Origin of the sequence: Amycolatopsis lurida, from assembly GCF_900105055.1 — a bacterium.
In the GTDB taxonomy this organism is placed as follows: Bacteria; Actinomycetota; Actinomycetes; order Mycobacteriales; family Pseudonocardiaceae; genus Amycolatopsis; species Amycolatopsis lurida.
Window position 1 is genome coordinate 3,796,980 of sequence record NZ_FNTA01000004.1, and the last position, 13,385, is coordinate 3,810,364.

At 68.2% G+C, this 13,385-nt stretch carries 13 protein-coding genes; 4 read left to right on the forward strand and 9 right to left on the reverse strand.

The window, feature by feature from the left end; translation table 11 throughout:
• Together BLW75_RS22990 and BLW75_RS22995 are read right to left on the reverse strand one after the other, a co-directional pair.
• On the reverse strand, positions 1–477 hold the full coding sequence (locus BLW75_RS22990; RefSeq protein WP_241783487.1) for a hypothetical protein: 477 nt from the start codon (positions 475–477) through the stop codon (positions 1–3).
• A 145-nt stretch (positions 478–622) separates the two neighbouring features.
• Entirely contained in the window at positions 623–1,387 is a 765-nt protein-coding gene (locus BLW75_RS22995) for an ESX secretion-associated protein EspG (RefSeq protein WP_034309790.1), read from the reverse strand.
• 114 nt (positions 1,388–1,501) lie between these two features.
• Here BLW75_RS22995 and BLW75_RS23000 point away from each other — a divergent pair, with 114 nt between their 5' ends.
• A complete protein-coding gene (locus tag BLW75_RS23000) occupies positions 1,502–1,744 on the forward strand; it encodes a hypothetical protein (RefSeq protein WP_034309787.1) in 243 nt (80 codons plus the stop codon).
• 89 nt (positions 1,745–1,833) lie between these two features.
• Here the strand turns inward: BLW75_RS23000 and BLW75_RS23005 are convergent, their stop codons facing one another.
• Both BLW75_RS23005 and BLW75_RS23010 read right to left on the reverse strand, forming a co-directional pair.
• The gene (locus BLW75_RS23005; protein WP_034309785.1) at positions 1,834–3,759 is read right to left on the reverse strand and encodes a glycosyltransferase; all 1,926 of its coding nucleotides are present in this window, start codon (positions 3,757–3,759) and stop codon (positions 1,834–1,836) included.
• Positions 3,760–3,765: 6 nt separating this feature from the next.
• Complete coding sequence (locus BLW75_RS23010) at positions 3,766–4,248, reverse strand: GtrA family protein (RefSeq protein WP_034309783.1); 483 nt, start codon at positions 4,246–4,248, stop codon at positions 3,766–3,768.
• Between the two features lie 101 nt (positions 4,249–4,349).
• Here BLW75_RS23010 and dprE1 point away from each other — a divergent pair, with 101 nt between their 5' ends.
• Both dprE1 and dprE2 read left to right on the forward strand, forming a co-directional pair.
• Positions 4,350–5,720 carry a decaprenylphosphoryl-beta-D-ribose oxidase gene (gene dprE1, locus BLW75_RS23015; RefSeq protein WP_034309917.1) on the forward strand — a complete coding sequence of 457 codons (1,371 nt, stop codon included), beginning with the start codon at positions 4,350–4,352 and terminating at the stop codon, positions 5,718–5,720.
• Complete coding sequence (dprE2, locus tag BLW75_RS23020; protein WP_034309780.1) at positions 5,717–6,472, forward strand: decaprenylphospho-beta-D-erythro-pentofuranosid-2-ulose 2-reductase; 756 nt, start codon at positions 5,717–5,719, stop codon at positions 6,470–6,472. The genes dprE1 and dprE2 overlap by 4 nt, the downstream gene beginning before the upstream one ends.
• A gap of 50 nt (positions 6,473–6,522) precedes the next feature.
• On the opposite strand, the gene BLW75_RS23025 is transcribed toward dprE2, so the two are convergent.
• From BLW75_RS23025 to glf, 5 genes are all read right to left on the reverse strand, one after another.
• A complete protein-coding gene (locus tag BLW75_RS23025) occupies positions 6,523–8,028 on the reverse strand; it encodes a hypothetical protein (RefSeq protein WP_034309916.1) in 1,506 nt (501 codons plus the stop codon).
• 38 nt (positions 8,029–8,066) lie between these two features.
• Positions 8,067–8,402, reverse strand: a complete 336-nt coding sequence (locus BLW75_RS23030) for a hypothetical protein (RefSeq protein WP_034309778.1) — start codon at positions 8,400–8,402, stop codon at positions 8,067–8,069.
• A 103-nt stretch (positions 8,403–8,505) separates the two neighbouring features.
• Positions 8,506–9,465: a decaprenyl-phosphate phosphoribosyltransferase gene (locus BLW75_RS23035; RefSeq protein ID WP_034309776.1), complete on the reverse strand. Its 960-nt coding sequence runs from the start codon at positions 9,463–9,465 to the stop codon at positions 8,506–8,508.
• Positions 9,462–9,977: a phosphatase PAP2 family protein gene (locus BLW75_RS23040; RefSeq protein WP_034309773.1), complete on the reverse strand. Its 516-nt coding sequence runs from the start codon at positions 9,975–9,977 to the stop codon at positions 9,462–9,464. Before BLW75_RS23040 ends, BLW75_RS23035 begins: the two co-directional genes overlap by 4 nt.
• A complete protein-coding gene (glf, locus tag BLW75_RS23045) occupies positions 9,970–11,196 on the reverse strand; it encodes a UDP-galactopyranose mutase (protein WP_034309772.1) in 1,227 nt (408 codons plus the stop codon). Before glf ends, BLW75_RS23040 begins: the two co-directional genes overlap by 8 nt.
• Positions 11,197–11,277: 81 nt before the next feature.
• On the opposite strand from glf, the gene BLW75_RS23050 reads away from it, so the two are divergent.
• Positions 11,278–13,287 (forward strand): DUF6541 family protein, encoded by a 2,010-nt coding sequence (locus tag BLW75_RS23050; RefSeq protein WP_034309769.1) that lies wholly within the window; start codon positions 11,278–11,280, stop codon positions 13,285–13,287.
• The last annotated feature ends 98 nt before the right edge of the window (positions 13,288–13,385 follow it).

Consider the following 13,385-nt stretch of genomic DNA (forward strand, 5'->3'; position numbering starts at 1 on the left):
TCAGGCCTGAATCTTCTTGGTGGCGTCGATCGCGCGGTCTTCGACACCCTTGTACAGCCCCGCGGCCCTGGCCAGCGCTTCGTCGGCGTCCCGGACGACCTGCTTGAACTGTTCGAGCACCGCGCTCGCGGAGTTGCTCGCCTGCGCGGCGCCCTTGTGGTCGTGGGCCGCGACGGCCTTGCCGTACGGGTGGTCGCCGAGCTGGGGTGCCTCGGAAAGCCGCGTCGTCCGGGTACCGAGGGCGCTGAGCTCCTCCGACATGTTCGCGAGCGCCTCACGCAGGGGCTTGACGCCTTCCTCGGTGATCTTGAAGCCGCCGCTCTTCGCGGCCGCCACCAGCTTCTGGGTTTCGGCGCTGACCTTGGCGATCGCGGCCTGGTTCAGGCCACCCGCCTCCACGTACTTGGCCGCCGCCCCCATGGCGGAGCCGATCGAGAAGTCCGGTGCCGCCTGTCCGCCGTCCGCTTCGAAAGCCATCGCCCGCCCCACTGCATCGTCTGCTCGCCCGTGCGTTTCGCCCGGAAGTCTACTAGCCGGGCACTCAGCGCAACGGTGATTCTCCGATCACCGGAGATCCCACCGGAACTGTGACGAAACGGGCGTCACGCCGGTTCCCGGCGGTTCAGAACTGGCCTTCGAGCTGGGCGTACAGCTGCTGCGCGATCCTCGCGTTGTCGGCGGGAGCGTAGGTCAGCCAGCTTTGCCCGTCGGTCGCCTGGCGCGAAGTCATCATGAACCGGCCCGCTTCCGTGTCGAACCACGCCAGCGGCGGGAAGACCTGGCCGCCGCGGATGAACACGCTGAACTGGCCCACTCGCTTCATCGGCTTCTCGAAGATCCGCTCCACCTGCCGCTGCTGGGGATTCGACCCGTGGGAACGAGGACCGCTGACCTGGGCGAAGGGGTCGTACGCATCGTCGTTCCGCGGGCGCTTCGGCGCGCTCACCGGCTTCGCGATGGTGACCGACTGGCCGGGGCCCGCCGGGGTGAGCGGCAGGAGGTCGACGATCGACGCGACGATCGCGGTCGGCCTGGTCTCTTCGAACACGAGCAGGTTCTCGTCCTGGCGCGCGAGGACCGCGAACTGCCCGTTCGTCGCCGCCCGCGCGAACAGCTGCTTGTCCCCGTCCATCTGCGCGACCGTCCAGACCGCGAGCTGCGGGGCGGCGAACGTGGCGAGCGCGAGTTCGACGTCGGCGTCGAGCCTGCCGCCGCGCATCATGCCGCGGCCTTCGAGGTCGCGGAAGACCGCCTCGCGAACCATCGCGCGCTGGTCGGTCGTCGTGCCGATGTGCGGGACCTCGAACGGGACGGGCGCCGGACCGAAACGGCCGTGTTCGAGCAGGATGTCCACCGCCGCCAGCGACAACGAGAACGAATGCGGCATCGCCATTTCCCCCCGCGGGTGTCTTGTCCGTCGGGATGAACGTAGTCCACACACCCGATACGCCCGCAGCGAACCCGCTTGCCCGGCCGTGATCAAGGCTGGTGCCATGGATTCATGGCAGACCAGAAACCCGCGCTCGTCCTTCATCTCGTCGCCGGCGGCGAGCCGCTGCTCTTCGCGCTCACGGCGGAAGAAACCGAACGGCTGACCAAGGATCTCTCGCATTTCGTCCGCACCGGAGCGGTACAGACGATCCAGACGAGGGACGACTCCGAGGTGGCGATCAACTTCTCCCATGTCGCCGCCGCCTACATCGACGACCTGAACCGCAAGACGAGGGTGTTCGGCCTGCACTAGGGCCGGACAGCAGTGTCCCCAATGTCGCATTGGAGACGCTGAGTGTCTCTGATGCGACATTGGGGACATCGAAGCCGGGCGGAGCGGTCCTACAGCTTGTAGAGGCGCTTCCAGTTGTCCCGCGAGGTCAGCTCGGGCATGGCGCGCTTGTACTGCTCCTGCACCGCCGCGCCTTCCTTGCGAAGCCGCTGGATCACCTTCGCGCCCCGGCGCGCCAGGTCGAACATCTTCGCGCGGTCGTACGAGCGGACCCGCACGCCTTCCTGCGAAGCGTCGGTGACGACGGCGGTGTCGAAGGTCGCGACGTGCCACCAGTGGGCCTCGTCGATCGGGATCGCGCCGAGCGAGTGACGGCTGCGGCCGAGCACCCGGTCGAGGATCCGCTTGATCAGCACCAGGCGCTGCATGCTGGGCCGCGGCGCGCTGTTGATGATGCCGATGTCGTTCGACGCGATACCCGGGACGTCGGTGGCCTTGTGCCGTTTGGTCTCGGGGTACTCGTCGCGGATCCGGCGGATCTCCTTCATCGCGGCGACGCCGCCGTCACGCAGGACCTCCGGCCCTTCGAGGAAGTCCTCGACGGCCTTGATCAGCGTGGCGGACAGGCCGTACTGCATGCCGAGCAGGTACCGGACCAGCTGCGCGATGAGCACGCGCGAGAGCAGGTTCAGGTTGAACGGCGAGTGCAGCGCGGCGGTGATGATCGAGTTCCGCAGGTTGAAGTAGCGGTGCCACTCGTCCCAGTCCTTCCAGTGGAAGTCGGCGTGCCAGACGCCGGCGCCCGGAAGGGTGACCGTCGGGAAGCCGGCTCCCCGAGCGCGGTAGCTGTACTCCGCGTCGTCCCACTGGAAGAAGAACGGCAGCGGGTAGCCCGTGGCCTTGACGACCTCGTACGGGATCAGGCACGACCACCAGCCGTTGTACCCGGCGTCGAGGCGGCGTTCCTGGCGGTTCGGCTTGAGGGTCTCCTCGTCGACGCCGAGCAGGTCGGCGGTCGAGAGCGAGTGCTGCACCGGCTGGCCGGGCTCCAGCGTGTTCAGCCGGGCGTACTCGGCGCCGACGTGCAGCTGGTTCGGGTGCAGCAGGTTCAGCATCTGCCCGCCGACGATGACCGGGTTGACCGTGCGGTTGGAGAACGCCGTCATCCGGATCACCAGATCCGGCTCCAGCAGCACGTCGTCGTCCATGAACAGGACGTTCGCGTGCTCGGTCTCGGTGTGCCCGGCGACCTCGTAGAGGCCGCGGGTGAATCCGCCGGCGCCGCCGAGGTTCGGCTGCTTGATGTAGTGCAGCTTGTCGCCGAGGTCCTTCGCGACCTGCTCGAAGCCGTCCCGCGACTCGACGAGGTCGGTGCCCTGGTCGGCGACGTAGATCGCGTCGAGCGTCTCCAGCGAGGAGACGTCGGCGGCGAGCGCCTGCAGGTTCGACAGGCAGTCGTCGGCGCGGTTCATCGTGCAGATGGTCACCGCGGTCGGGCGGATCTTCTCCGGCGCTTCGACCGTCCAGCGGACCTTCTCGACCCGCAGCGACTGGCCGCCTTCGGTCTCGAGGTCGAGCCAGAGGGCGCCGCCGTCGTAGAACTTGTCGAGCTTCGCGGTGAGCGTCACCTTCTGCTGCTTCGCGCCCGCGACGATCTCGGCGGCGACCACGCGGGCGTCGCCCTCGATGTCGGAGGCGCCGACGGACAGCTGGCCGTCACCGGTGACGACGGCCTCGACCTGGACCTCGGTCACGTCGGTCCAGCGCTGCCAGTAGCTCGCGGGGAAGCGGCCGAAATAGGTGTTGCCGGAGACCTTCGACGCCGGCTCGATGGCGATGCCCGCACGCTCGCGCACGGCGCTGCCCCATTCGAGCTCGGCGTAGAGGTCTTTGCTGACGATGGGGGCCGGGCCGGCGTAGAGCCCGCGCTGCGCGGTGAGACGGCCCTGCGGGGTGCGTTCCGCGAAGCGGGTGTCGTCGACAGTGCTCACCATGGCGCTCGGGGCCTCTCCGGTGACGGCGGCTTTACCGGGCATGAATCCTCAGTTCTCCTCTTTGCTGGTGGCGATGGCGCGGGGCTCACGGAAGACGACCCACTTGAGCATGACGAAATTGATCATGGTCGCGGTTGCCTGCGAAACGACCCAACCGAAAGTGGCCTTCCAGGCCGACTCCGGCAGGACGTGCAGCATCGTGCGGTTGACGCCGACGGCGACGAGGAACGTCACGGCGTACAGGAGTACGAAGCTACCGATTTGACGCGCGCCCTGCTGGCGTCCACCGGCGAAGGTGAACTTGCGGTTCAGGAAGAAGGCGGTCGTGGTGCCCACGATGAAGCTGAGCGCGCGAGCGATGTCCACCCACGGCGTCGCGTCCATTCCGAGGGCGCGAAGCCCCTGGTAGACACCGAAATCGATCAGGGCGCAAAAGCCGCCGATGAGGCCGAAGCGGATGAGCTGTCCGAGCAGCCCAGGAGAGGACGGCACTGCCGCCGTCACGCCGGCTTTCGGGTCGGTCGCCACCACTGCTCTACCTCATAAACTGCTGGGGCTGGTGCGCAAAGTGTAGAAGCGAGCACTTCAGGGTCACGTTCCGGGCATTGTTCGGCGTGGTTACCCTGGTCGGCGTGACCCGAGCACCCAAGACACAGCGGCAGTCGCTCATGGGCTGGGCGAGGACGTCGCCGACCATCGCGGACGTCCTGAGCACCCCCGATGTGGAAACCATCGCCCGCGCGGTGACCCAGGCCGGGGAACGCGGGGTCATCGCGCGCGGTCTCGGCCGGTCCTACGGCGACCCGGCGCAGAACGCGGGCGGCCTGGTCGTCGACATGACCGCGCTGGACCGCATCCACTCGATCGACCCGGATTCCGGCATCGTCGACCTCGACGCGGGCGTCAGCCTCGACAAGCTGATGCGCGAGGGCCTGCCGTACGGCCTGTGGGTGCCGGTGCTGCCGGGTACGCGCCAGGTCACCATCGGCGGCGCGATCGCCAACGACATCCACGGCAAGAACCACCACTCGGCGGGCAGCTTCGGCAACCACGTGGTGTCGATGGACCTGATCACCGCCGACGGGCAGGTGCGCACGCTCACCCCGGACGGCCCCGACGCGGAGCTGTTCTGGGCGACCGTGGCCGGTATCGGCCTGACGGGCATCATCGTCCGCGCCAAGATCCGGATGACGAAGACCGAGACGGCCTACTTCAAGGCCGACATCCAGCGCACGGCGAACCTCGACGAGACCCTCGCGCTGGTCACCGACGGTTCCGAAGCCAACTACACGTACTCGTCCAGCTGGTTCGACTCGATCTCCAGAGGCGCCAAGCTCGGCCGCGCCGCCTTCCAGCGCGGCTCGCTCGCGAAGCTGGACGAACTGCCGCCCAAGCTGCGGACCGATCCGCTCAAGTTCAACCCGGGCACGCTGGCCACCCTGCCGGACGTGTTCCCCAACGGGCTGGCGAACAAGCTGTCGTTCTCCGCGATCGGCGAGCTGTACTACCGCAAGACCGCGAAGAACGCGCGCGACCAGATCCAGAGCCTGACCGCGTTCTACCACCCGCTCGACCTGTTCGGCGAGTGGAACCGCGCGTACGGCTCCAAGGGTTTCCTGCAGTACCAGTTCAGCACGCCGCTGAACGCGCACGAGCCGCTGCGCCGGATCATCCAGAAGGTCGCGGACTCCGGGCACGTGTCGTTCCTCAACGTGTTCAAGCAGATGGGCGAGGGCAACGCGGCGCCGCTGTCGTTCCCGCACCCCGGCTGGATGGTCTGCCTCGACTTCCCGATCAAGGACGGCCTGAGCCGGTTCTGCCAGGAGCTCGACGAGGACGTCCTCGCGATCGGCGGCCGCCTGTACACGGCGAAGGACTCACGCACTTCGGCGGAGAACTTCGCGAAGATGTACCCGCGGCTCGAGGAATGGCGCAAGGTCCGCGCGTCCGTTGACCCCGAAGGCGTTTTCGCCTCTGACATGTCCCGAAGGTTGGAACTGTGATCGACGCTGTGGGCAACCCCCAGTCCCTGCTGCTGCTCGGCGGCACCTCCGACATCGCGCTCGCGATCGCGGAGAAGTACCTGGCCGAGAAGCCCCTCCGGGTCGTGCTGGCCGGACGCCGGTCGCCGCGGCTCGACGCGGCCGCGCAGCGCTTGAAGGACAAGGGTGCCGAAGTCTCCACCGTGGACTTCGACGCGAAGGACCTGGAGTCGCACCCGGCCGTGCTGGACAAGGCGTTCGAGGGTGGCGACATCGACGTGGCCGTCGTGGCGTTCGGCCTGCTCGGCGACCAGGAAGAGCTGTGGCAGGACCACGCGAAGGCCGTCGAGGCGGCGACCGTGAACTACACGGCCGCGGTTTCGGTGGGTGTCGCGCTGTCGAACAAGCTCAAGAAGCAGGGGCACGGCAAGGTCATCGCGCTGTCGTCGGTCGCCGGTGAGCGGGTCCGCCGGTCGAACTTCGTCTACGGCTCCACGAAGGCCGGTTTCGACGGCTTCTACCTGGGCCTCGGCGAGGCCCTGTCCGAGTTCGGCGTGCAGATCACCGTCGTCCGCCCCGGGCACGTGAAGACCAAGATGACCGAGGGACTCAAGGACGCCCCGCTGGCGCAGACCGCCGAGCAGGTCGCCGAGATCGCCGTCGGCGCCTCGCGCGCGGGCAAGGAACTGGTGTGGGCGCCCGCCCCGTTCCGCCTGGTCATGTCGGCCCTGCGGCACGTACCGCGGCCGATCTTCCGGAAGCTGCCGATCTAGGGAACGAGCGCACGGCTACGCTCCGCATTTGGTCCTCTGAATGCCGAAGGTCAGCGGGCGGGCAGCAGGTAGAGCTTCTGCGTGCCCATCCAGGGCGAGCTGATCGTCCAGGTCGCGAGCGCGTTCGGCGGTGGCGCCTTCCTGGTGGTGACCAGCACGAGATCCGGGGTCGCGGGCGGGACGCTGTGGTCGAAGAACCGGAAGTTCGCCTCCAGCAGGGCCTTGCCGAGATCGCCGCTGCGGTTCTTCGTCTCGACGATCGCCGGGTCGACGGAGCCGCGGTCGGAGAACTGGTCGACGATGTCGCAATCGCAGGAATAGGCGAGCGCGCCGACCTCACCCGCGCTCTCCACCTTGCGTCCCTTGGTCAGTTCGCCCAGTTGCGCCCCGATCGCGCGGTACTCGTCGGACGCGGCGTGGTTGCTGCTGATGGGCGCGAACCGGCGCGGCAGTTCGGGAGCCGCGTAGACGACGGCGCTCACGAGGACGAACGCGCCCGCGAGGATCCCCGCGCCGAGCCGGGCCCGGCCGGGCAGAGCGCCGGCTCCGGCGGCGAGGAAGACCGTCGCGCCGATGATGCTGGGCGCGTAATACCAGTGGTACGGCGGGACGTTCAGCCAGCAATAAGCCAGGTAGTGCGCCGCACCGGCGATGGCGAGCGTGGCGAACGGCAACAGCCGCTTCGCCCGCTCCGAGCCACGCCGGAAGTGGAATGTCCACAGTAGACCGGCCAGCGCGCCGAGCACGAGCGGCAGGAAGGAAAGAGTCGCCGTCACCGGCAAGTTGCGCAGGTACAGCAGCGGACCGTTGGTGAAACTGAACGGACCCCACGAGCGCTGCATGATCTTGATGACCAGCGTGTCCGGCACCGCCGAACCCAGCACCAGCCAGCTGAACAGGAACCACGGCAGCATCACCGCGAGCGCGGCGAACGTCATCCGCCAGATACCCGCCCAGAATTCGCGGCGCCCGAGGAACAGGACGAACGCGATCAGCAGCAGGTCGATCCGGATCAGCGCGATCAGGCCGATCATCGCGCCCGCGGCGGCGGGACGGCGTTCGTGCAGGAACACCATCGACCAGACGACGGCGGTCGCGCCGAGGGCGACTTCGAGCCCGACCGACGACAGCAGCAGCGGATTCACCAGCAGCATGCCCAGCGCCAGCGGGGCGAACCAGCCGGGGAGACCGGTCGCGGCGCCGATCCGGCGCAGGCCGAGGACGAGCGCCACCTGGCTCGCGACGAAGACGATCCCCGCGGCGAAGACGGCGTCCCGCACGATGAAGGTGACGAGCGCCAGCACGAGGACGTTCAGCGGCGACGTCGCGGTGTTGGCCGTGCCTTCTTCGATCAGGCCCCAGTGGCCGTGGAAGGCGAGGTTCTTCGCATACGAGAGCGTGATGTACGTGTCGTCGATCAAATGACCGCTGACCAGCACGAACACCAGGGCCGAAGCGACCGCCGCCCCGGCCGGGAGCGCCCAGGGGCGGGTAAGGACGGCGGCTCCCGGCAGCGCACCGGGAGCCTGGGGCAGATCAGCGGAGGCGCTTCGCATCACGAACACCGTACACGGCGGCGTGATGATTCCGTTATCTACCCGCCGTGCGACTCGTCACGCCCACCGCGGTCGCCGTGGCCGTCACGGAAGTCCCGGTGCAGGCCAGGGCCGCCAGGACCACGGTGTTCGCGGGAAATACCGGGCCGCCGATCACCGTCGCGGGAGGCGAGGCCGACGGCGGTGCCGATGATCCCGCCGCCGACGATGAACCCGAGTGCGCCGACCGCGACCAGTTGCGTCGCGCGGTGCCCGGCGAACCGGCGGAATCCGCCCTTCGCCGGCGGAGCCTGCGTCTTCGAGGTCTCGTCCGCCCCCGAGGGCTGCTCGACCGTCTTGTCCTCGTCTTCGGACGGCCGCTGCGGGTCGCTCATGATTCGCTCCTCAAGGCTCGCACACTGGGGGCGGGCTGCTTGCCCGCCCCCATCACCGAGGATGCGTGCGCATCCTGTGGATGCGCTGTGTCCGAGCTGTCGATCAGAGATAGAACGACAGGAACAGCGTGATGACCCAGCTCGCGCCGAGCACCTGGAGCACGCGGTCCTTGAGCGCGATCTCCTCCGGCTCGCCCGCGTTGCCGCCGTCGACGTCGACGGCGTAGCGCAGGACGGCGACCACGAACGGGACCATCGAGACGACCGCCCAGACCGAGTTGCGCTCGACCTGGCGGATCTCGAACGCCCACAGGCAGTACGACATGATCAGGATCGCCGCGGACGTCGCCCAGACGAACCGCAGGTAACTCGCCGAGTACTTCTTGAGCGAAGACCGGATCTTCGCTCCCGTGCGCTCGAAGAGCATGATCTCGGCGTAGCGCTTGCCCGCCACCATGAACAGCGAGCCGAACGCGGTGACCAGCAGGAACCACTGCGAAAGCGCGATTCCGGCCGCCACACCGCCGGCGATCGACCGCATCAGGAAGCCCGAGCCGACGATGGCCAGATCGACCACCGGCTGGTGCTTGAGCCCGAAGCAGTAGCCGAGCTGGACGGCCTCGTAGACCGCCAGCACGACCGCGAGCTGCCAGCTGGCGAGGAACGAGATGCCGAGGCCCGCCGCGAAGAACACGGCCGCCGCGACGAACGCCACCGGTACCGGCACGATCCCGGCCGCGATGGGCCGGTTCCGCTTGGTCGGATGCGCCCGGTCGGCCTCGACGTCGATCGCGTCGTTGATGAGATAGACCGAGGAGGCCACCAGCGAGAACGCCGCGAAGGCGATCAGCGCGGCGATCAGCAGACCGGTCCGGTCCGTCGACTTCGAAAAGGCGAAGAACGGTGCGGCGAACACCAGCACGTTCTTCACCCACTGGCGCGGGCGTGCCGTCTTGATGATGCCGCCGACGAGACCGCCGGCGACCTTTTTCGGTTCGGCGGCCCCGGCCACGGGTTCTACGTCGTCAGGCTTGGAATCGGCCTTCTCGGTCGTTTCACTCATCGTCGCTTCAGCTTCCTACGTATCAGGCCGCCGACTACGCCCCCTAGGGCCGCTCCGGCCAAAACGTCGGTCGGGTAGTGGACGCCGAGCACGAGCCGGGAGGCCAGCATCGGCGGTACCAGGGCCGGGACCAGGTTACGCCCGGTCAATCCGGAGTAGAGCACCGCCGCCGCCGTAGTCGAGGTCGCGTGCGAGGACGGGAAGCTCAGCTTGCTCGGCGTGGAGACGAGGACCTCGACGCTCGGGTGGTCCGGGCGGGGCCGCCTGACCACGCGTTTCACCGCGATGGACGCGGCGTGCGCGCCGACGACACCGGCCGCCGCGACCAGCCAGTCCTTGCGGCGCTTCTTGTCGACCGCCGCCCCGACGAGCCCCAGCGCGAACCATCCCGCGCTGTGCTCGCCGAAGTGCGAAAGACCCCGAGCCGCCTTGACCGTGACGTCGCTCTTCAGGACGCTCTGAGCCTTCGCGAGAACAGCGACCTCACCGGTGGGAGCGCCCTTCTCAAGCATCGAGAGACCCGTCCAAAGGCGCGCCATCGGTCAGGTGCGGCGCGATCTTGTTGTCGAACGCGGTCAGCGCCGAGCCGATGGCCATGTGCATGTCGAGGTACTTGTAGGTACCGAGACGGCCGCCGAACAGCACGTTCTTGTTCTTGGCCTCGGCCTTCGCCAGCTCGCGGTAGGCCTCGAGCTTCTCGCGGTTCTCCGGGGTGTTGATCGGGTAGTACGGCTCGTCTTCCTCGCCGGCGAACCGGGAGTACTCGCGGAAGACGACCGACTTGTCGTTCGGGTAGTGCTTGCGCTCCGGGTGGAAGTGCCGGAATTCGATGATCCGGGTGTAGGGCACTTCTTCGTCGTTGTAGTTGACCACCGAGGTGCCCTGGAAGTCACCCGTCTCGACGACCTCGGATTCGAAGTCCACGGTGCGCCAGGTGAACCGGCCCGCGGAGTAGTCGAAGTAGCGGTCCAGCGGACCCGTGTAGACGGTCGGGGTGCCGGCGGGGATGTGCTCGCGGACGTCGAAGTAGTCGACGTTCAGCCGCACCTCGATGTTCTCGTGCTCGGCCATCTTCTCGAGCCACGCGGTGTAGCCGTCGACGGGCAGACCCTCGTAGGTGTCGTTGAAGTACCGGTTGTCGAAGGTGTAGCGGACCGGGAGCCGGGTGATGATGTCGGCGCCGAGGTTCTTCGGGTCGTTCTCCCACTGCTTGGCCGTGTAGCCGCGGATGAACGCCTCGTACAGCGGGCGGCCGACCAGCGAGATCGCCTTCTCTTCGAGGTTCTGCGCGTTCGCGGTCTCGAACTCCGACGCCTGCTTGGCGATCAGCTCGCGGGCCTCGTCGGGCGTGTGCGACTTCCCGAAGAACTGGTTGATCAGGCCCAGGTTCATCGGGAAGGAGTAGACCTGGTCCTTGACCTTGGCGAACACCCGGTGCTGGTAGTTCGTGAACTCGGTGAAGCGGTTGACGTACTCCCACACCCGCTTGTTCGAGGTGTGGAACAGGTGCGCACCGTAACGGTGCACCTCGATCCCGGTCTCGGGCTCGGCCTCGGAGTAGGCGTTGCCACCGATGTGGTGCCGCCGCTCCAGCACGAGGACCTTCTTGCCGAGCTCGGCCGCGGCCCGTTCGGCGACGGTCAGCCCGAAGAATCCGGAGCCGACCACGATGAGGTCGTAGCCGGTGTAATCGGCTTCAGTAATCTTGTCGGGGTTCGTGTGCGCGCTCACGGGCGTCGAGGGTACGCACGTCGACTCCGAGTCCTGCAGCGAGCATCGGTTTTCACCTTCGACAGACACATTTAGGAAGCAGTGCCTACTCCGGACACCTTCTGGTCCTACTTCGGTGCGACCCTCACCTATCTGGCCGTCCTGGCGGTCCCCGGCGGGCTGGTCGGCCGGGCCGCGGGCCTGCGCGGCTGGGCCCTGGCGGGCCTGGCCCCACTGCTGTCCTACACGGTAACCGGACTGGCCGGACCGTGGCTGGCACTCGCGGGCGTGTCGTACAACCCGCTGACCGTGGCGGCCGTCACGGTCGTGCTCGCCGGGATCGGCTTCGGCCTGCGGAAGCTCGGTCAGGCACGCGGCCGGCTCAAGCCGGGCGCCGAGGAGCCGCCGACGAAGTGGCACCCGCGCGCGCACTACGCCGTCGCGGCCTGCGTCGCGCTGGCGGTCGGGATCTCGATCCTCGTGGTGCTCTCGGCCCGCGGCGGGACGACGGCGGTGTTCCAGCGCTGGGACACGGTCTTCCACGCGAACGGCATCCGCTACATCGCCGAGACCGGCGACGGCTCGCTGACCGGCATGGGCACCATCAACTGGTACCCGGACGGCTCGTTCTACCCGAACGCGTATCACCTGGTCGGCTCGCTCGTGTACTCGATTTCGGGTACGACGATCCCGGTCACGCTGAACGCCATCACCATGCCGGTCGCCGGGATCTTCGCGCTGTCGATGGTCGCCCTGATCCGCCAGCTCGGCGGGCGTGCGGTGTTCGCGGGCTGCACGGCGCTGGTCGCCGCGGCGGCCACCACCGGCGCGTACGAGTCGGTGTCCAGCGGGCTGCTGCCGTTCGCGCTCGGGATCGTGCTGACGCCGCTGGCCGTCGTCGCGCTGGCCCGCTTCCTCGCGCGGCCCGGCCTCGACACCGGCTACGTGCTCGCGCTCACCGCGGTCGGCCTGCTGGCGGCGCACTCGTCGGCGCTGTTCGGTGCACTGCTGTTCGCGTTCCCGCTGGTGGTGCAGCGCTGGTACCGCGCGCTGCGGCACAAACCGCTCGACGGGGTGCCGGAAGGCCGTGGCGGCTGGCGGGTGATCGGCGGCGACGTCGTCAAGATGGTGCCGGTGATGGTGGGCAGCGGACTGCTCGCGGCGCCGCATATCCTCGGCGCCCTGAACTTCACTTCGGGTTCATACCCTTATTACGCGTGGGGTTCGGACCTGCCGATCGTGAAGTCGCTCGGATTGCTGGTGACGTTCCGGCAGGTGCTGAGCGCCCCGCAGGTATGGCTGACGGTGCTGCTGGTGATCGGCGTGCTCGGCCTGTTCCGGCTCGGCCGGATGCGCTGGGTGGGTCTTTCGGCGATCGGGTTCTCGGTGCTGTTCGTGCTGGTCGCCTCGTTCGGTGCCGAACCGTGGGTGATCTCCCTGTCGCGGCCTTGGTGGAACGACCGGTACCGCCTGATGGCGCTCGCCGCGATCCCGCTGTGCCTGCTGGCCGGGCACGGCATGGCGGAGCTGCAGCGCTGGTTCGCGAAGTGGGCGAGCGGGCGCTCCTGGGTGAAGAGCCGTCCCGCGCTGCCCGCCCGGCTGGGCCTGGCGACCGCCGTGTTCGTCGTGGCCGCGTCGGCCGTGCTGACCAAGGGCTTCTACACCGAGTCGAACGCGCACGCGGTGTCGTTCCTGTACTACAACGGGCCCGAGGGCGAGGTCACGCCGCCGGTCAGCGCCGACGAGCTCGCCGCGATGAACGAGCTGACCAAGATGAACGTCGGTCCGGACGAGAAGGTGCTCAACGAGCGCTTCGACGGGACGGCCTGGCTGTACGCCATCACCGGTATCCACCCGGTCGCCGGGCACTACGACCCGGGCGTGCCGCCGCCGGACGCGAAGTACCTGGCGCTGCACTTCCGGGAGTACGACACCGACCCCGAGGTACGGGCCGCGGTGCGGCGGCTGAACATCAAGCACGTGCTGATCGGGAGCTCGCCGATCAAGATCGGCGAGCCGCCGGCGCCGGGGCTGCGGGACCTGGACGGGCTCGGCTTCCTGCGGAAGGACTTCTCCAACGCGGGCGCCTCGATCTACACGCTGACCCGCTGACCACCCGCCGATGCGCCGGGGCGTAAGACGCGTGTTTGAAGCCGTATGACGCGTGATTGAAGGCGTAACTCGCGAGTTACGCCTTCAATCACGTGAGT

Excerpts from the sequence above, each read along its gene's own strand:
- BLW75_RS23030 (WP_034309778.1), bottom strand. The coding sequence starts at position 8,402 with ATGAGCGACCCGCAGCGGCCGTCCGAAGACGAGGACAAGACGGTCGAG.
- BLW75_RS22990 (WP_241783487.1), bottom strand. The coding sequence starts at position 477 with ATGGCTTTCGAAGCGGACGGCGGACAGGCGGCACCGGACTTCTCGATC.
- BLW75_RS23035 (WP_034309776.1), bottom strand. The coding sequence starts at position 9,465 with ATGAGTGAAACGACCGAGAAGGCCGATTCCAAGCCTGACGACGTAGAA.
- BLW75_RS23000 (WP_034309787.1), top strand. The coding sequence starts at position 1,502 with ATGGCAGACCAGAAACCCGCGCTCGTCCTTCATCTCGTCGCCGGCGGC.
- BLW75_RS23040 (WP_034309773.1), bottom strand. The coding sequence starts at position 9,977 with ATGCTTGAGAAGGGCGCTCCCACCGGTGAGGTCGCTGTTCTCGCGAAG.
- BLW75_RS23025 (WP_034309916.1), bottom strand. The coding sequence starts at position 8,028 with ATGCGAAGCGCCTCCGCTGATCTGCCCCAGGCTCCCGGTGCGCTGCCG.
- BLW75_RS23005 (WP_034309785.1), bottom strand. The coding sequence starts at position 3,759 with ATGCCCGGTAAAGCCGCCGTCACCGGAGAGGCCCCGAGCGCCATGGTG.
- BLW75_RS22995 (WP_034309790.1), bottom strand. The coding sequence starts at position 1,387 with ATGCCGCATTCGTTCTCGTTGTCGCTGGCGGCGGTGGACATCCTGCTC.